General features: G+C 70.2%; 15 protein-coding genes and 1 rRNA gene. 12 read left to right on the forward strand and 4 right to left on the reverse strand.

The features are described from left to right. Nucleotides 1-6 precede the first annotated feature (6 nt). Nucleotides 7-1,131: a DNA integrity scanning diadenylate cyclase DisA gene (gene disA, locus OG912_RS19360; protein WP_326736926.1), complete on the reverse strand. Its 1,125-nt coding sequence runs from the start codon at nt 1,129-1,131 to the stop codon at nt 7-9. Nucleotides 1,132-1,254: 123 nt separating this feature from the next. Beyond that, nucleotides 1,255-2,667 (reverse strand): DNA repair protein RadA, encoded by a 1,413-nt coding sequence (gene radA / locus OG912_RS19365; RefSeq protein ID WP_326736925.1) that lies wholly within the window; start codon nt 2,665-2,667, stop codon nt 1,255-1,257. Between the two features lie 184 nt (nt 2,668-2,851). On the opposite strand from radA, the gene OG912_RS19370 reads away from it, so the two are divergent. Then, entirely contained in the window at nt 2,852-4,798 is a 1,947-nt protein-coding gene (locus OG912_RS19370; RefSeq protein WP_327710441.1) for a hypothetical protein, read from the forward strand. A gap of 14 nt (nt 4,799-4,812) precedes the next feature. Here OG912_RS19370 and OG912_RS19375 read toward each other — a convergent pair whose 3' ends face one another. Next, entirely contained in the window at nt 4,813-5,661 is an 849-nt protein-coding gene (locus tag OG912_RS19375) for a hypothetical protein (RefSeq protein WP_327710442.1), read from the reverse strand. Between the two features lie 85 nt (nt 5,662-5,746). On the opposite strand from OG912_RS19375, the gene OG912_RS19380 reads away from it, so the two are divergent. The 9 genes from OG912_RS19380 (at nt 5,747) to proC (ending at nt 14,360) form a co-directional block, all read left to right on the forward strand. After that, nucleotides 5,747-6,697, forward strand: coding sequence for a Ppx/GppA phosphatase family protein (locus OG912_RS19380; RefSeq protein ID WP_327710443.1), 951 nt, complete (start codon nt 5,747-5,749; stop codon nt 6,695-6,697). A gap of 91 nt (nt 6,698-6,788) precedes the next feature. Further along, entirely contained in the window at nt 6,789-7,613 is an 825-nt protein-coding gene (locus OG912_RS19385) for a sugar phosphate isomerase/epimerase family protein (RefSeq protein WP_326736921.1), read from the forward strand. Next, nucleotides 7,610-8,293, forward strand: coding sequence for a TetR/AcrR family transcriptional regulator (locus tag OG912_RS19390; RefSeq protein WP_327710444.1), 684 nt, complete (start codon nt 7,610-7,612; stop codon nt 8,291-8,293). The genes OG912_RS19385 and OG912_RS19390 overlap by 4 nt, the downstream gene beginning before the upstream one ends. 173 nt (nt 8,294-8,466) lie before the next feature. Then, nucleotides 8,467-10,317 (forward strand): dihydroxy-acid dehydratase, encoded by a 1,851-nt coding sequence (gene ilvD / locus OG912_RS19395; RefSeq protein WP_327710445.1) that lies wholly within the window; start codon nt 8,467-8,469, stop codon nt 10,315-10,317. Between the two features lie 123 nt (nt 10,318-10,440). Then, nucleotides 10,441-11,013, forward strand: a complete 573-nt coding sequence (locus OG912_RS19400; RefSeq protein WP_327710446.1) for a hypothetical protein — start codon at nt 10,441-10,443, stop codon at nt 11,011-11,013. 44 nt (nt 11,014-11,057) lie between these two features. Further along, nucleotides 11,058-11,864 carry a class I SAM-dependent methyltransferase gene (locus OG912_RS19405; RefSeq protein WP_327710447.1) on the forward strand — a complete coding sequence of 269 codons (807 nt, stop codon included), beginning with the start codon at nt 11,058-11,060 and terminating at the stop codon, nt 11,862-11,864. An 80-nt stretch (nt 11,865-11,944) separates the two neighbouring features. Next, nucleotides 11,945-12,712: an ABC transporter ATP-binding protein gene (locus OG912_RS19410; protein ID WP_326736917.1), complete on the forward strand. Its 768-nt coding sequence runs from the start codon at nt 11,945-11,947 to the stop codon at nt 12,710-12,712. Beyond that, entirely contained in the window at nt 12,709-13,476 is a 768-nt protein-coding gene (locus tag OG912_RS19415; protein WP_327710448.1) for an ABC transporter permease, read from the forward strand. The genes OG912_RS19410 and OG912_RS19415 overlap by 4 nt, the downstream gene beginning before the upstream one ends. A gap of 74 nt (nt 13,477-13,550) precedes the next feature. Continuing rightward, on the forward strand, nt 13,551-14,360 hold the full coding sequence (proC, locus tag OG912_RS19420; protein ID WP_327710449.1) for a pyrroline-5-carboxylate reductase: 810 nt from the start codon (nt 13,551-13,553) through the stop codon (nt 14,358-14,360). Nucleotide 14,361: 1 nt separating this feature from the next. Here proC and OG912_RS19425 read toward each other — a convergent pair whose 3' ends face one another. After that, nucleotides 14,362-14,946 (reverse strand): cysteine hydrolase family protein, encoded by a 585-nt coding sequence (locus OG912_RS19425; protein WP_327710451.1) that lies wholly within the window; start codon nt 14,944-14,946, stop codon nt 14,362-14,364. A gap of 74 nt (nt 14,947-15,020) precedes the next feature. Between OG912_RS19425 and OG912_RS19430 the strand changes: the two genes are divergently transcribed. Continuing rightward, nucleotides 15,021-16,043 carry a GlxA family transcriptional regulator gene (locus OG912_RS19430; RefSeq protein WP_327710452.1) on the forward strand — a complete coding sequence of 341 codons (1,023 nt, stop codon included), beginning with the start codon at nt 15,021-15,023 and terminating at the stop codon, nt 16,041-16,043. Between the two features lie 652 nt (nt 16,044-16,695). Then, nucleotides 16,696-18,221 (forward strand): 16S ribosomal RNA (locus OG912_RS19435). Nucleotides 18,222-18,373 lie beyond the last annotated feature (152 nt).

Below are 18,373 nucleotides of genomic sequence, written 5' to 3' on the forward strand. Positions count from 1 at the left end.
TACCGCTTACACGTACCGTTCGAGAATCGACGACTCGGCCAGCCGCGACAGCCCCTCGCGCACGCTGCGGGCCCGTGCCTCACCGACGCCGTCCACTGTCTGGAGATCGTCGACGCTTGCGGCGAGCAGCTTCTGCAGGCCGCCGAAGTGCTCCACCAGCCGGTCGATGATCGCCCCGGGCAGCCGCGGCACCTTCGCCAGCAGCCGGAAACCGCGCGGGGACACCGCCGAGTCGAGCGTCTCCGGGGAGCCGCTGTATCCCAGCGCCCTTGCCACGACCGGGAGTTCGAGCAGCTCGGTGTGGGAGAGCGCGTCCAGCTCGGTGAGCGCCTCCGCCACCGTGCGCGAGCGCTTCGCCGTCGGCTCCGGTACGTAGTCGCGCACGACCAGCTCGCGCTCCGGCTCCACTCCGGCGATCAACTCGTCCAGCTGGAGCGAGAGAAGCCGGCCGTCGGTCCCGAGCTCCACCACGTACTCGGCGATCTCGGTCGCGATCAGCCGGACCATCTCCAGCCGCTGGGCGACGGCCGTCACGTCCCGGACCGTCACCAGGTCCTCGATCTCCAGTGCGGAGAGCGTGCCCGCGACCTCGTCGAGCCGGAGCTTGTACCGCTCCAGCGTGGCGAGTGCCTGATTGGCCCGGGAGAGGATCGCGGCGGACTCCTCCAGGACCCGGCGCTCCCCGTCCACGTACAGCGCGATGAGGTGCATCGACTGCGAGACCGAGACGACCGGGAAGTTGCACTGCTTGGAGACCCGGTCCGCCGTGCGGTGACGGGTGCCCGTCTCCTCGGTGGAGATCGAGGCGTCCGGGACCAACTGGACACCGGCCCGCAGGATCTTGGTCATGTCCTTGTCGAGGATCAGTGCCCCGTCGAGCTTGGCGAGCTCACGCAGCCGGGTCGCGGTGAATTCCACGTCCAGCACGAAGCCGCCCGTGCACATCGACTCGACGGTTTTGTCCATGCCGAGCACGATCAGCCCGCCGGTGTTGCCACGGAGGATGCGCTCCAGGCCGTCCCGCAGGGCCCTTCCGGGCGCGACGGCGGTCAACGAGGCGCGCATCAGCGCCTCGTTACCGGTGCCTTGGCCGGACTTTCCGGGCGATGCTGCCCGGTCGCTGGCTGCCACTGCACTCCTCCGGTCACAGGTTTGCGGTGCCCTCAGGGCTTCCGTTCGGATCAGACCTGATCCGAACGAAGGACCCCATGTCCCTCATACCGTTCGTACGGACGGGCGAGACCAGGGCAAAGTCTACCGGCGTGCGCCGTCCTCCTGTGGGGCCTGTGCGCGAGAGCGGCGCGGGAGCACCCTCAGAGCGTCGCCCATGTTGGCGACTTCTGTGACCTTCATACCGGCCGGGACCTTCCCCGGATCGGTCGGAACCAGCGCGTGGGTGAAGCCCAGGCGGTGTGCCTCGGCCAGTCTGCGCTGGACCCCGGTGACCCGTCTGACCTCGCCCGCGAGACCCACCTCGCCGATCGCCACCAGGTTCTTCGGCAGCGGTGTGTCGCTTGCCGCGCTGGCCAGGGCGAGCGCGATCGCGAGATCCGCGGCCGGCTCGGAGAGCTTCACACCGCCGACCGTGGCGCTGTAGATGTCCCGCTTGCCGAGCGAGCTGATCTTGCCGCGCTGCTCCAGGACGGCCAGCATCATCGACACCCGGGACGTCTCAAGACCCGAGGTGGTGCGCCGGGGCGAGGGGATCTGGGAATCGACGGTGAGCGCCTGCACCTCGGCGACCAGCGGGCGCTTGCCCTCCAGGGTGACGGTCAGGCAGGTGCCGGGCACGGGCTCGTCCCGGCGGGTGAGGAAGAGGCCGGAGGGGTCGGCGAGGCCGGTGATGCCCTCGTCGTGGAGCTCGAAGCAGCCGACCTCGTCGGTCGCCCCGTAACGGTTCTTGACGCCGCGCACGAGCCGCAGCCGGGCATGCCGGTCGCCCTCGAAGGAGAGCACCACGTCGACCAGGTGCTCCAGCAGCCGGGGGCCGGCGATCGCGCCGTCCTTGGTGACGTGGCCGACCAGCAGGGTCGACATGCCGCGCTCCTTGGAGGCGCGGATCAGCGCTCCGGCGACCTCGCGGACCTGTGCCATGCCGCCGGGCGCGCCCTCGATCTCGGGTGAGGCGACGGTCTGTACGGAGTCCAGGACGAGCAGGGACGGCTTGACGGCGTCCAGATGGCCCAGGACCGCGGACAGGTCGGTCTCGGCGGCCAGATACAGATGGTCGTTGATCGCCCGGATCCGGTCGGCACGCATGCGGACCTGGCTGGCGGACTCCTCGGCGGTGACGTAGAGCGTGCGGTGCTCCTCGCTCGCCGCCTTGGCCGCCACATCCAGCAGCAGCGTCGACTTCCCGACGCCCGGCTCGCCCGCGAGCAGCACGACGGCACCCGGCACCAGCCCGCCGCCCAGCACCCGGTCCAGCTCGCCGACGCCCGTCGAGCGGGCGGTGGCCTGGCGGCTGTCGACCTGGCCGATGGGGAGCGCGGCGGTGGAGACCCGGCCTGCCGCCGTGGTCCGGACCGCAGGGGCTCCGCCGAACTCCTCGACCGTCCCCCACGCCTGGCACTCGAAGCAGCGGCCGAGCCACTTGGCGGTCGTCCAGCCGCATTCGGTGCAGCGGTAGGACGGCCGGTCCTTCGCGGATTTCGTACGGGCAGCCATGGCGCCACCGTATAGGTGAGGTCGGACAGTGCGGCCCGGCGCGGGGTGCGGGCGGGGGTCACACACTGCCGCCGTGGGCGGAATCGCGGATTCCTGTCCCTTATTGAGCGATACGTTCACCCGTAAGGGTTAAATGTCCTCAAGGGGTACGAGACGTATGCCCTGCCCTGCCTACGGTCGCAAGGTGACGAGCAGCAGGCTGGAGACCCCCACGAACACCCCCGGCGCACACCGGGGGCAGCACCGTGCGCCCCACTCCTCGCCGAAGCAGCCTCCCGCCCGTTACGAGCCGCATCTCGACGGCCTGTTCACGTACTGCCTCTCCGTGCTCTGCGACCACGACGCCGCCACCGAGGTGCTCGGCGGAGTGCTGGCACTGGCGGAGCGGCAGGGCGGCCGGTGCCCGGCGGACGAGGAGGAACGCAGAGCCTGGCTGTACGCACTGGCCAGGTGGATGTGTCTGCGCAGGCTCGGCGAGCAGAAGCAGGGCCGTCAGGCGCACCGCAGGCCCGACGGGGCGCAGGCGCGCAGGCAGCCGGTCAGGGGGCAGGACGCCCCTCGCGGTCCCGCCGTACCGGCAGCCCGAGCGGGACGGCGCGCGCCCGCGTCCGCGCACGCCTCGAAAGCCGCGGTCGCACCACCCCTCACGCCCTCCGCGCCCCGATCCGCCGTGCCGGCGTCCACGGTTCCGGCGTCCACGGTTCCGGCGCCCGCCATGTCCATCTCCGCGTCCGCATCCGTTTCCGTGGAGAGCCCGGCGGCCGCCGAGGCGCACCGCCGCGAGCTGGCCCAGCTGGCCTGGCCCGAGGCGGCGGGCACCACCCCCGAACAGCGTGAGGCGCTGGAGCTCGCGGTGCGCCACCGGCTCACCCCGCGCGCGGTCGCCGCCGTCCTCGGGCTGGAACCCGCGACCGCCCGGGAGCTCCTGGCCGCCGCCGCCTGCGAGGTGGAACGGACGAGGGCCGCCCTCGCCGTCGTCGAGAAGGGCAACTGCCCCGCGGTCGCCCGGCTCACCGGCGACCATCGCGTCCTGCTCTCCGCCACCCTGCGCCGCGAGCTCGTACGGCATGTGGACGACTGCCCGAGCTGCCGCCGCGCGGCCGAGCGGGCCGGCGCCCGGGACCCCTGGCCGGGGGCCGCGGTCACGCCCGTGGCCGCGCTGGCGGTCGTCGAGGCGCCGCGCCCCTCCGCCTATGTGGCGATGCTGCACGCCCAGAAGCATCAGAAGAATCGGTCCGCCACTCCCCGGTTCGACCGGGCGGGCTTCCCGATGGACCCGAAGGACCACGCCGCGCGCCGGGACCGGCTGCGGTCCAGGGTCATGACGACGACGGTCGTCGCCACGGTCGTCGCCGCCCCCGTGATCGCCCTGTGGTCCGCATACCGGGGCGCACCGCTCACCGGCGAGGGGCGCGACGGTTCGGCGGTCACCGCGACCGAGACGGACGACGGCCACGGGGCCGACGACCCGTACGACCACTACGAGAACGCGGGCAACGCCCGCCCCGAGCCCGGCCCCGGCTTCACGGACGGCGCCCGCCTCCCGGACGTCTCCGCCGAGGTCATCAGCGTGGGAACGGACCAGGACGGGGGAGGGTCCGCCGCGGGCCGCCTCACCGTCGAGGTCAGGTCGTCCGGCGGTGCGACGACGATCACGCTCACCGCGTCGAAGGCGGGCCCGGTCGTCTGGTCGGCCGGCACGGGCCAGTCCTGGCTGCGCCTGAGCAACACCTCGGGAACGCTCGCGGCGGGCGACAGCATCACGGTCCGCGTCCTCGTGGACCGCGCGCGCGAACCCGCCGGCTACTGGACCGCACGGGTCGCCGTCGCCCCCTCGGGGTCGGTCGTGTCGATGCACGGGTACGGGGGGCGCGCGCCGACCGGCACGCCCCGGCCGAGCGGGCCGTCCCGTCCGCACCCGCCCGTTCCGGAGGAACCGTCGCCGTCCTCCCCGGGCCCCGAACCGACACCCACGCCGACACCCACGCCGACGCCGACGCCCGACCCGACGGGCAGCACCCGGCCGCCGACGGACCCGGGCTCACCGAGCCCGTCCCCCGACCCGACGGACACCCCGCCGCCGACCGACCCGGGAGAGGGCGGCCCGAGCACCCCGCCGGCGGCGGACTGACGGGCCCCGGGGCCCTACGCCGGATTCACCGGGTCCGCCGGGTGCGGTGCCATCGGCAGCAGCGAGGAGAGCCGCTCCTCGCACAGCTCGACCAGCCGGTCGTACGCCTCCTTGCCCATCAGCTCCGTGAGCTCGGGCCGGTAGGACACGTACACCGGCTCCCCGGCACCGTGCGCCGACGTCGCCGACGTGCACCACCAGTGCAGGTCGTGGCCGCCCGGTCCCCAGCCCCGTCGGTCGTACTCACCGATCGTCACCTGGAGCACACGCGTGTCGTCGGGCCGGTCGATCCAGTCGTACGTACGCCGGACCGGAAGCTGCCAGCACACGTCCGGCTTGGTCTCCAGGGGCTCCTTGCCCTCACGCAGCGCCAGGATGTGCAGGGAACAGCCGGCCCCCGCGGCAAAGCCGGGACGGTTCTGGAAGATGCAGGACCCCTCCCAGCGCCGCGTCTGCCGCTCCCCGTCGTCATCGGTCTGGACCCAGCCCGTCTCCGTACCCACGTCGTGGAACTGCCACAGGTCCGGGGTGAGCCGGGCGACGTGACCGGCCACCCGCTTCTCGTCGTCCTCGTCCGAGAAGTGGGCGCCCAGGGTGCAGCACCCGTCGTCGGCGCGACCGGCCTGGATGCCCTGGCAGCCACTGCCGAAGATGCAGGTCCACCTGGACGTCAGCCAGGTCAGGTCACAGCGGAAGACCTGCTCGTCGTCGGCGGGGTCCGGGAACTCCACCCACGCCCGCGCGAAGTCGATCCCCGTCTCGTCGGACGCCTGGGGTCCCTCTGTCTGCGGCTGCTGCATCTCCTGCTTCGTCTTCTGTTTCTTCGTGGCTTTGCCCGGCTTCGCCTTTTTCGTCTTTGGCACGAGCCCAGAGTAAGTCGGACCGGCGCATGGGCGGGGCACCGTGCGCCGGTCCGCCCCCACCCGAAGCCGCAGTAGCGTTCTGCATATGAGACTCGGAGTCCTCGACGTGGGGTCGAACACGGTTCATCTGCTGGTGGTCGACGCGCACCCGGGCGCCCGCCCGCTGCCCGCGCACTCGCACAAGGCGGAGCTGCGCCTGGCCGAGCTCCTCGACGAGGACGGGGCGATCGGCCCGCTCGGCGTGGACCGGCTGGTGACGACGATCGCCGACGCGCTCCAGGCCGCCGAGGACAAGGGCTGCGAGGACGTGCTGGCGTTCGCGACCTCCGCGGTACGGGAAGCGAGCAACGCCGACAAGGTGCTGGCCCGGGTGCGCGACGAGACGGGCGTCGACCTCGCCGTCCTCAGCGGCACGGAGGAGGCCCGCCTCACCTTCCTCGCGGCCCGGCGCTGGTTCGGCTGGTCGGCGGGCAAGCTGCTGCTCCTGGACATCGGCGGCGGCTCGCTGGAGATCGCGTACGGCATCGACGAGGAACCCGACGCCGCCGTGTCGCTGCCGCTGGGCGCCGGCCGGCTCACGGCCGGCTGGCTGCCCGGCGATCCGCCGGACCCGGCGGAGGTGAAGGAGCTGCGCCGCCATGTACGGGCGCGGATCGCCCGCAGCGTCGGCGAGTTCACCCGCTTCGGCCGCCCCGACCATGTCGTGGCCACGTCCAAGACCTTCAAGCAGCTCGCCAGGATCGCGGGCGCCGCACGCTCCACCGAGGGTCTGTACGTGCAGCGCACCCTCAGCCGCAAGGCCCTGGAGGAGTGGGTGCCGAAGCTGGCGGCGATGACGGTCGAGGAGCGCGGGAACCTGCCCGGCGTCTCCGAGGGCCGGTCCGCCCAGCTGCTGGCGGGCGCGCTGGTCGCGGAGGGCGCGATGGACCTCCTGGGCGTCGAGGACCTGGAGATCTGCCCCTGGGCGCTGCGCGAGGGAGTGATCCTGCGACGCCTGGACCACCTGACGTCCACCGAGGACGTGGCCCTGAACTGACGGCTCCGCCCCGGCGCGTCACCGTCATGGCCCTTCTCACTTTCGGCCGGACGCCCTCGGCGACGCGCACCGCTGCCCGTACGCTGTCTGCGTGGCAGAACCAGTGGTGCGCATCCCGGATGCGAAGGTCGCCCTGTCGACGGCCTCGGTCTATCCGGAGTCGACGGCGACGGCCTTCGAGATCGCCGCGCGCCTGGGGTACGACGGCGTGGAGGTCATGGTCTGGACCGACCCCGTCAGCCAGGACATCGAGGCCCTGCGCCGGCTCTCGGACTACCACCAGGTGCCGATCCTGGCCGTTCACGCCCCCTGTCTGCTGATCACGCAGCGGGTCTGGTCCACCGATCCCTGGGTCAAGCTCCAGCGGGCCCGTGCCGCTGCGGAGAAGCTCGGCGCGTCGACCGTGGTGGTCCACCCGCCGTTCCGGTGGCAGCGCAACTACGCGCGTGACTTCGTCACCGGGATCTGGCGGATGGCGGACGAGACCGATGTGCGCTTCGCCGTCGAGAACATGTACCCGTGGCGCTACCGGGACCGCGAGATGCTCGCGTACGCCCCCGACTGGGACGTCACCAACGACGACTACCGACACTTCACGGTCGACCTGTCGCACACCTCGACCGCGCGTACGGACGGCATGGCCATGGTCGACCGGATGGGCGACCGGCTGGCCCACGTCCACCTGGCCGACGGCAAGGGTTCCGGCAAGGACGAGCACCTGGTGCCCGGCCGCGGCGACCAGCCCTGCGCCGAACTGCTGGAGCGGCTGGCCCGGACCGGCTTCGACGGCCATGTCGTCATCGAGGTCAACACCCGCCGGGCGATGTCCACCGCCGAACGCGAGGCCGACCTCGCCGAGGCGCTCGCCTTCACCCGGCTGCACCTCGCCTCCTCGGCGCAGGTGCCGCGCTCATGACCCCGGGCGGCGAAGCCCCGGTGCCCAGGCGCCGCGGCCGCCCCTCCCGCACGACGGCGACGGCCGGTCCGGATGCGCGCACCCGCATCCTGGAGGCCGCCCGCACCGAATTCGCCGACCGCGGCTACGACAAGACGTCGGTCCGCGGCATCGCGAAGGCGGCGGGCGTGGACCCCGCCCTGGTCCACCACTACTTCGGCACGAAGGACGAGGTCTTCGCCGCCGCGATCGAGCTCTCCTTCGAACCCGCGCTGGTGATCCCGGCCATTCTGGGCAGTGACAAGGAGGGCCTGGGGGAGCGGCTGGCCCGCTACTTCATCGCGGTCTGGGAGAACCCGGTGACCAGGACCCCGCTGCTGGCGGTCCTGCGGTCGGCCCTGACCAACGAGGCGGCGGCGAACGTGCTGCGCGGCTTCGTCCTGCGGCGACTGCTCGGACGGATCGCGGAACAGCTGGACGTACCCGACCCGACCTTCCGCGCCGAACTGGCCGCCTCGCACATGGTGGGCATCGCGATGCTGCGGTACGTGCTCCGGGCGGAGCCCCTGGCCTCGGCGCCCCCGGAGAAGATCATCGCGATGGTGGCCCCGACCCTCCAGCGCTACCTGACGGACAGCTCAAGCCCCAGCCCCTCCACCGATCCGGACGGCCCGGGCCGTTCAAGCCCCTCCGGCGATTGAGGAGCGGGGCCCGGGGCAGAGCCCCGAAACCCACCACGACCCGCACCCGCACCCCACCTCACCCCCGCCCACCCCCTGAGCACCCAATCCCGCATTCCGGACACCCTGTCCAGATCCTGGCACCGGAGGCGTACGCTCGAAGCCAGTCTTTTCTGTCGAAGGAGCGAGAGACGATGCCGCAGCTGAGGTCCCGCACTGTCACCCACGGCCGCAACATGGCGGGCGCGCGCGCCCTTATGCGCGCCTCGGGCGTAGCGAGCGAGGACATCGGCAAGCCGATCATCGCGGTCGCCAACTCGTTCACCGAGTTCGTCCCCGGCCACACCCACCTCGCCCCGGTCGGCCGGATCGTCTCCGAGGCGATCAAGGCGGCGGGCGCGGTTCCCCGCGAGTTCAACACGATCGCGGTGGACGACGGCATCGCCATGGGCCACGGCGGCATGCTCTACAGCCTGCCCTCCCGCGACCTCATCGCCGACTCCGTCGAGTACATGGTCGAGGCGCACTGCGCCGACGCGCTGATCTGCATCTCGAACTGCGACAAGATCACCCCGGGCATGCTGATGGCCGCCATGCGCCTCAACATCCCCACCGTCTTCGTCTCCGGCGGTCCGATGGAGGCCGGCAAGGCCACCCTCGTCGACGGCACGGTCCGCAAGCTCGACCTGGTCAACGCGATCAGTGACGCGGTCGACGAGAGCATCTCCGACGAGGACATCCTCCGTATCGAGGAGAACGCCTGCCCCACCTGCGGCAGCTGTTCCGGCATGTTCACCGCCAACTCGATGAACTGTCTGACCGAGGTCCTCGGCCTCTCCCTCCCCGGCAACGGCTCCGTCCTCGCCACGCACACCGCCCGCAAGGCGCTGTACGAGGACGCAGGCCGCACGGTCGTCGAGATCACCAAGCGCTACTACGAGCAGGACGACGAGACGGTCCTGCCGCGTGCCATCGGCACCCGCGCCGCGTTCGACAACGCGATGGCGCTGGACATCGCCATGGGCGGTTCGACCAACACGATCCTGCACCTGCTGGCCGCCGCCGAGGAGGCGGAGCTGGCGTACAACCTCGACGACATCAACGAGGTCTCGCGCCGGGTCCCGTGCCTCTCCAAGGTCGCCCCCAACGTGGCCCCCGGTGGTACGTACTACATGGAGGACGTCCACCGGGCCGGCGGCATCCCCGCCCTCCTCGGTGAGCTCCACCGAGGCGGCCATCTCAACGAGGACGTGCACTCGGTGCACTCCGACACGCTCGCCGAGTGGCTCAAGAACTGGGACATCCGCGGCGGCTCGCCGTCCCCCGAGGCCGTCGAGCTGTGGCACGCGGCCCCGGGCTGTGTCCGTTCCGCGACCGCCTTCTCGCAGTCCGAGCGGTGGGACACCCTCGACCTGGACGCGGCGGGCGGCTGCATCCGCGACGTGGCGCACGCGTACTCCAAGGACGGCGGCCTCGCGGTCCTCAAGGGCAACATCGCCGTGGACGGCTGCGTCGTGAAGACGGCCGGCGTCGACGAGTCGATCTGGACCTTCGAGGGTCCGGCGGTCGTCTGCGAGTCGCAGGAGGAGGCCGTCGACAAGATCCTCCGCAAGGAGATCACGCACGGCGACGTGGTCGTCATCCGTTACGAGGGCCCGCGCGGCGGTCCCGGCATGCAGGAGATGCTCTACCCCACGTCCTTCCTCAAGGGCCGCGGCCTCGGCAAGACCTGTGCGCTGATCACCGACGGCCGCTTCTCCGGCGGTACGTCGGGCCTGTCCATCGGCCACGCCTCGCCCGAGGCGGCGTCCGGCGGCGCGATCGCGCTGGTCGAGGACGGCGACCGGATCCGGATCGACATCCCGAACCGGTCGATCGAGCTCCTCGTCCCCGACGCCGAGCTGGCCACCCGCCGCGAGGCGCTGAACGGCGTGTACGCGCCGAAGAACCGCGAGCGCAAGGTCTCGGCGGCGCTGCGCGCCTACGCGGCCATGGCGACGAGCGCGGACCGCGGCGCCGTCCGCGACGTCTCCAAACTGGGCTGAGCCACACCGGTCCCGAGTCACCCCGGCTGCGGCCCCTCTCCGGAGGGGCCGCAGCCGCTTCCGGCTCGCGCCACCGCGCACGGGCTGTCCCGGTCCGGGGTCCGCTCCTGGATAATCGACCTCGTGAGCGAGAACAGCGACACCTCCGACGGCGCGGCCCCGGGCGCGGGCGAGTCCGGCACGGCGCCCACCGGTGCCCCCGCGACCGCCCCCGGCCCGCAGCCCGAGCCCATCCGCTTCTTCGGGACGACCTGGGTCGCCCACGACGGCAACTACGCGCTCCGCCGCGCCGGAGCCTCCCTCGGCTCGCTCGCCGCCGCGGTCGCCTCCTGCTTCGTGCTGCGCTTCGCCTTCCAGGGCCTGGAGATCGCCGACGTCGGCGGTTTCATCGGCCTGCTGGTCGTCCTGATGTTCGCCATCTGCAGCGCCGTCGCCTTCCGCAAGACGTGGGAGGGCTTCAGCCGCCGCCCGGCCGACCCGGGCCGCGAGGACACGCTGCGCGGCCTCAAGACCATCGGCTTCGTCGGCTCGCTCCTCGCGTACTTCTTCCGTACGTTCACCGAGGCACCGGGCGAGAAGCTCCGGCGCGCGGAGTACGAGGCGGCCCAGGCCCGGTTCGCGAAGCGCCGTTCGTCCCGGACAGGCAACCCGGCAGCCCGTAAGACGGCCAAGGCGAAGAAGGCCCGCCGCAAGTAGGGGGACCCCGTTCCGGGGCGGGACGCGGGCGGCACGATGGCCCCATGACCGCAACGGACTCCCCGGACACCACTCCGGAACACGCCCCGGACCCCGCAACCCCGCGCGCCCTGTCCTTCGACCGGGCGGCCGCCCAGTACGCCGAGGCCCGGCCCGGCTACCCGTCGGCCCTGTTCGACGCCGTCGAGGAGCTCGCCGGCCGCCCCCTGCGCGGCGCCCGAACCCTCGACGTGGGCGCGGGCACCGGCATCTCCACCCGCCGCCTCCATGACCGCGGCGCCCACGTCGTCGCCGTGGAGCCGGGCCCCGGCATGGCGGCGGAACTGCGCCGGTCCCTGCCCCGCGTCCCGCTGGTGCGGGGTGACGGCAACAGCCTCCCCTTCGCCACTGCCTCGGCCGACCTGATCACTTACGCCCAGTCGTGGCACTGGACCGACCGCGCCCGCTCCACCCCCGAGGCCCTGCGCGTCCTGCGGCCGGGCGGTGCGCTCGCCCTCTGGTGGAACGTCTCCGACCACACCGTCCCGTGGGTCGCCGACCAGGACGCCCGGCTGCGCCGCTTCTTCCGCGACGAGGCCGGTGCCGAGGACGAGAGCGCCCACGGCTCGCCCGCCCGCACCCGCGGTCTGCTGCCCGAGCTCGCCTTCGTACACCGTCGTATCCCCTGGACCCGGCGCATCCCGCTGACCGCCCACCTCGCCAACCTCGGCAGTCACTCCGCGTTCCTGGTCCTCGGCGCGGAACCCACCCGGCGCTTCCTCGCCGAAGAACGCGAGTACCTCGCGTCGCTCTTCCCGGACGGCACGGTCGAGGAGGCGTACATCGTCGACCTGAACGTGGCCGCCCGCTGACCGCACCGCACCGCACCGCACCGCGCCGCTGACGCGCGGTCCCTTGACGGCGGCGCCTGGCCGGGACCAGAATTCATCACATGATGAATTCTTCGGGCGTCGCCATCGAGGCCCGTGGCCTCACCGTCGTACGAGGCAGCCGCACCGTCCTGAAAGGACTCGACTTCACCGTCGAACCCGGCAGGATCACCGGACTCCTCGGCCCCTCCGGCTGCGGGAAATCCACCCTGATGCGGTCCGTCGTGGGCACCCAGGCCAAGGTCACCGGCACCCTCGACGTCCTGGGCAGCCCCGCGGGCCACCCCACCCTCCGCCCCCGCATCGGGTACGTCACCCAGGCCCCCTCCGTCTACACCGACCTCACCGTCCGGCAGAACCTCGACTACTTCGCGGCGATCCTCCAGCCGGGCCGCCGCCACCGGGACGCCCGCCGCGAGGCCGTGACCCGTGCCGTCACCGAAGTCGACCTGACCAGCCACGCCGACAACCTCGCGGGCACCCTCTCGGGCGGCCAGCGCACCAGGGTCTCCCTCGCGGTGGCGCTGCTCGGCACCCCCGAACTGCTGGTCCTCGACGAACCCACCGTCGGCCTCGACCCGGTGCTCCGACGCGACCTCTGGAAGCTCTTCCACCGCCTCGCCGCCGACCGCGGCACCACCGTGCTCGTCTCCTCCCACGTCATGGACGAGGCCGAGCGCTGTCACCGGCTGCTCCTGATGCGCGAAGGCGAGATCCTCGCCGACAACACCCCCGAGGCCCTGCGCACGGACTCCCGCACCGACACCGTCGAAGAAGCCTTCCTCCACCTGGTCGACGCGGCCGCCACCCGTCAGGAGAACGCCCGATGAGCACGACGACCGCCGGCACCTCACCCCTGAGCGCCGCCCGCACCCTCGCCACCGCGGCCCGCGTCCTGCGCCAGCTGACGCACGACCCGCGCACGATCGCACTCCTTCTGCTGATCCCGGTCGTGATGATCACGCTGCTGCGCTACGTCTTCGACGGGAGCCCGCAGACCTTCGACTCCATCGGCGCCTCGCTCCTCGGCATCTTCCCGCTGATCACGATGTTCCTGGTGACCTCGATCGCCACCCTGCGCGAACGCACCTCGGGGACCCTGGAGCGCCTCCTCGCCATGCCGCTCGGCAAGGGCGACCTGATCGCCGGCTACGCCCTCGCCTTCGGCGCTGTCGCCATCGTCCAGTCGCTCCTGGCCACGGGCCTCTCGGTCTGGGCCCTCGGCCTGGACGTCACCGGATCGCCCTGGCTGCTGCTCCTGGTCGCCCTGCTCGACGCACTGCTCGGCACGGCGCTCGGCCTGTTCGTCTCCGCCTTCGCGGCTTCCGAGTTCCAGGCCGTCCAGTTCATGCCGGCCGTGATCTTCCCGCAGCTCCTGCTCTGCGGACTCTTCATCGCCCGCGACCGGATGGCACCCGCCCTCGAAGCGATCTCGAACGTGCTGCCCATGTCGTACGCCGTCGACGGCATGAACGAGGTCCTCCACCACACCGCGATCACCGGAAACTTCGTCCGCGACATCGCGATCGTGGCCGGCTGCGCCCTCCTCGTCCTCACCCTCGGCGCAGCCACCCTCCGCCGCCGCACCGCCTGACGGGCCGGTGCGAGGATGACGGGGACGAGCACTGAGCACCGTGTACAGCGAGCACCGCCCGGAGGGTGAACCGCATGACCCAGACAGTTGCAGTCCTCGGCACCGGCAAGATCGGCGAGGCCCTGCTCAGCGGCATGATCCGGGCCGGCTGGCGCCCGGCGGACCTGCTGGTCACCACCCGCCGCCCCGAGCGTGCCGCGGAGCTCCACGACCGTTACGGCGTCGACGCGGTCACCAACGCCGAGGCGGCCAAGCGCGCCGACATCCTCATCCTGGCGGTCAAGCCCCAGGACATGGGCCGCCTCCTCGACGAGCTGACCCCCCACATCACCGCCGACCGCCTGGTCATCAGCGCCGCGGCCGGCATCACGACCGCGTTCATCGAGGAGCGCCTCACCACGGGCACCCCGGTGGTCCGTGTCATGCCGAACACCCCCGTCCTGGTGGACGAGGGCATGTCCGTCATCTCCGCGGGCAGCCACGCCACCACCGACCACCTCGCCACCACCGAGACGATCTTCGGAGGCGTCGGCAAGACCCTGCGTGTCCCCGAGTCCCAGCAGGACGCGGCCACCGCCCTCTCCGGCTCGGGCCCGGCCTACTTCTACTTCCTCGTCGAGGCCATGACGGACGCCGGCATCCTGCTCGGCCTGCCCCGCGCCCAGGCCCACGACCTCATCGTGCAGGCCGCCATCGGCGCCGCCGTGATGCTCCGCGACAGCGGAGAGCACCCGGTCAAGCTCCGCGAAGCCGTCACCAGCCCGGCCGGCACCACCATCAGCGCCATCCGCGAACTGGAGAACCACGGCGTACGCGCCGCCCTCATCGCCGCCCTGGAGGCGGCCCGCGACCGCAGCCGCGAGCTCGCCTCCGGCAACGGCTGACCTACTCCGCGGCAGCGATCAGCTCCGCACTGCGCACCACCGTCGCGAACCCACCGCCGTGCAGCGACACGGCGGTGGCCCGCGCCAGCTCTTCCGCGCCCAGCGTCCACCCCCACGGCCCCGCCCCGTCGAAGGTGTACGTCGCATCGAGCGCGAAGAACACCTCGTAACCCAGGTTCCCCGCCATCCGCGCCGTCGTCTCCGCGCACATATTGGTCTGGATCCCGGCCACCACGAGCTGGCGGATCCCAGCGGCACGCAGCCAGGCCCCCAGATCCGGCGTCCCGTAGAACGCCGAGTTCACGCTCTTCGTCAGAAACAACTCGGGCCCGCCGCCCTTCCCCCGCCGCTCCTCCACGTACGGCTTGAACGCGTTCCCCGGATATCCCACCCGCAACGGCGAATCGGGCTTGGGCGAGTCATGCCGTACGAAGACGACCGGCCGCCCGCTGGACTGCCAGGCATCGATCAGCCCGGCGATGTTCTCGTCCGCGGCGGGATTGTTCCGCGGCCCCCAGTACGCCTCCTCCTCGAACCCCTGCTGCACGTCCACCACGACCAGCGCTGTGTTCTCCGCGATCTCCATGGCCACGATCCTGCCGCCGGGAACCCCGACCGCCCAGAGGTCAGAAAGCCATCGACCGATGCTTTACTGCCACCATGGCCACGATCGACACGCCCCGCCCCGCCCCCACCCGGATCGCCCTCGTGTCCTTCCCCGGCGTCCGCGCGTTCGACGTCTCGGTCATCACGGAAGTCTGGGGCGTGGACCGCACGGACCGCGGCGTCCCGCCCTTCGTCCTGCACCGCACGGCGACAACCCCCGCCCCCATTCCCCTGCGCGGCGGACTCTCCCTGACCCCCGACCGCACGCTGAACTGGCTGGCCAGAGCCGACCTGATCGTCGTCCCCGGCCTTGACGACCATGTGACGCCGGCCCCGGAACCGGTCCTCGAAGCCCTGCGCCGCGCCCACGCCCGCGCCACACCGATCGCCGCCCTCTGCGGAGGCGCGTTCACCCTGGCCCAGGCGGGCCTCCTCGACGGCCGCCGGGCCGTCACCCACTGGAACCTCACCGACCTCCTGCGCACCCGCCACCCCGAGGTGACCGTCGTCCCGGACGCCCTGTTCGTCCACGACGACAACCTCTGGACGTCCGCCGGCACAGCAGCGGGCATCGACCTCTGTCTGCATCTCGTACGGAGGACCCATGGCGCCGAGACCGCGGCGACGATCGCGCGTTCGATGGTCACGGCCCCCTTCCGTACCGGTACACAGGCTCAGTTCATCGAGCACCCCACGCCGCACGCCGATCGCGACGCCGACACGCTCGCCGCCGTACGCACCTTCGCTCTGACCCGTCTGGCGGATCCGCACACCGTGGCAGAACTGGCAGCCCGGGCCGGCATGTCCTCCCGTTCCTTCGCCCGCCACTTCCAGGCCACGACCGGCACCACCCCACTGCGCTGGCTCATCACCCAGCGCATCGCCGCAGCTCAGAAGCTGCTGGAGCGCACGGACCTCCCCCTGCCCGAGGTGGCCCGCCGCACGGGCTTCGGCAGCGAGATCACCATGCGCCAGCACTTCGCCACCCACCTGGGCGTCAGCCCCCGCGACTACCGCCTCGCCTTCCACCGCACCCCGGCGAGGAGGGGGGTTGACACGCCCCCTCCGCATCCGTAGTGTGCTCCGAGTTGTCCGACGTGAGCGCCGACCCCGGTCGGTCCCCGGACAGCCATTCCGCAGTAACCACAACGAGCGAGCGACAGCAGTCGCCTGCCTCTGCGTGCGCATATGTGAAATGAGGAATCCGCGTTCGAAGGAACGTGACCCCGATTAGCGTCGGGGCCCTGGATTCCGCTAATGTCTCACTCGTCGGAACGGCCCAACAGCCGGGAAGACAAGCCCCGCTGACTGGGAATCAGGCCCGAAAGGATCTGATAGAGTCGGACTCGCCGGAAAGGGGAAGCGCGAAAGCGAAGAACTGGAAAGCGAAAATGCGAGGCCCGCTTCGACCGGGAATCGGACACGAAAGAGTCTGATAGAGTCGGAAACGCAAGACCGAAGGGAAGCGCCCGGAGGAAAGCCCCAGAAAATGTTCTGAGGGTGAGTACAAAGGAAGCGTCCGTTCCTTGAGAACTCAACAGCGTGCCAAAAGTCAACGCCAGATATGTTGATACCCCGACCTGCTTCGGCAGGTTCGAGGTTCCTTTGAAAGTCCTAACAGGCCTCTGGCCTGGTAGGCAATGCACACAGCGAGGATTCAGTGGACGACCGGTCATATTCCGACATGGTCGTTCCGCTCTCGTGGTGTCTACCCGATTACGGGAAAACATTCACGGAGAGTTTGATCCTGGCTCAGGACGAACGCTGGCGGCGTGCTTAACACATGCAAGTCGAACGATGAAGCCTTTCGGGGTGGATTAGTGGCGAACGGGTGAGTAACACGTGGGCAATCTGCCCTTCACTCTGGGACAAGCCCTGGAAACGGGGTCTAATACCGGATAACACTTTCCCTCTCATGGGGGAAGGTTAAAAGCTCCGGCGGTGAAGGATGAGCCCGCGGCCTATCAGCTAGTTGGTGGGGTAATGGCCTACCAAGGCGACGACGGGTAGCCGGCCTGAGAGGGCGACCGGCCACACTGGGACTGAGACACGGCCCAGACTCCTACGGGAGGCAGCAGTGGGGAATATTGCACAATGGGCGAAAGCCTGATGCAGCGACGCCGCGTGAGGGATGACGGCCTTCGGGTTGTAAACCTCTTTCAGCAGGGAAGAAGCGAAAGTGACGGTACCTGCAGAAGAAGCGCCGGCTAACTACGTGCCAGCAGCCGCGGTAATACGTAGGGCGCAAGCGTTGTCCGGAATTATTGGGCGTAAAGAGCTCGTAGGCGGCTTGTTGCGTCGGTTGTGAAAGCCCGGGGCTTAACCCCGGGTCTGCAGTCGATACGGGCAGGCTAGAGTGTGGTAGGGGAGATCGGAATTCCTGGTGTAGCGGTGAAATGCGCAGATATCAGGAGGAACACCGGTGGCGAAGGCGGATCTCTGGGCCATTACTGACGCTGAGGAGCGAAAGCGTGGGGAGCGAACAGGATTAGATACCCTGGTAGTCCACGCCGTAAACGTTGGGAACTAGGTGTTGGCGACATTCCACGTCGTCGGTGCCGCAGCTAACGCATTAAGTTCCCCGCCTGGGGAGTACGGCCGCAAGGCTAAAACTCAAAGGAATTGACGGGGGCCCGCACAAGCAGCGGAGCATGTGGCTTAATTCGACGCAACGCGAAGAACCTTACCAAGGCTTGACATATACCGGAAAGCATCAGAGATGGTGCCCCCCTTGTGGTCGGTATACAGGTGGTGCATGGCTGTCGTCAGCTCGTGTCGTGAGATGTTGGGTTAAGTCCCGCAACGAGCGCAACCCTTGTTCTGTGTTGCCAGCATGCCCTTCGGGGTGATGGGGACTCACAGGAGACTGCCGGGGTCAACTCGGAGGAAGGTGGGGACGACGTCAAGTCATCATGCCCCTTATGTCTTGGGCTGCACACGTGCTACAATGGCCGGTACAATGAGCTGCGATGCCGCGAGGCGGAGCGAATCTCAAAAAGCCGGTCTCAGTTCGGATTGGGGTCTGCAACTCGACCCCATGAAGTCGGAGTTGCTAGTAATCGCAGATCAGCATTGCTGCGGTGAATACGTTCCCGGGCCTTGTACACACCGCCCGTCACGTCACGAAAGTCGGTAACACCCGAAGCCGGTGGCCCAACCCCTTGTGGGAGGGAGCTGTCGAAGGTGGGACTGGCGATTGGGACGAAGTCGTAACAAGGTAGCCGTACCGGAAGGTGCGGCTGGATCACCTCCTTTCTAAGGAGCATCTAGATTCCGTAAGGAATCCAGAGCCACTACGCCGGCAAATGTTCGGCGGTGGTTAGCTCATGGGTGGAACGTTGACTATTCGGCACGGTTGGCTGGTTTTCGTAAGTACTGCTTCGGCGTGGAAAGCGTAAACGGGTTGA

The organism is Streptomyces sp. NBC_00464 (assembly GCF_036013915.1).
In the GTDB taxonomy this organism is placed as follows: Bacteria; Actinomycetota; Actinomycetes; order Streptomycetales; family Streptomycetaceae; genus Streptomyces.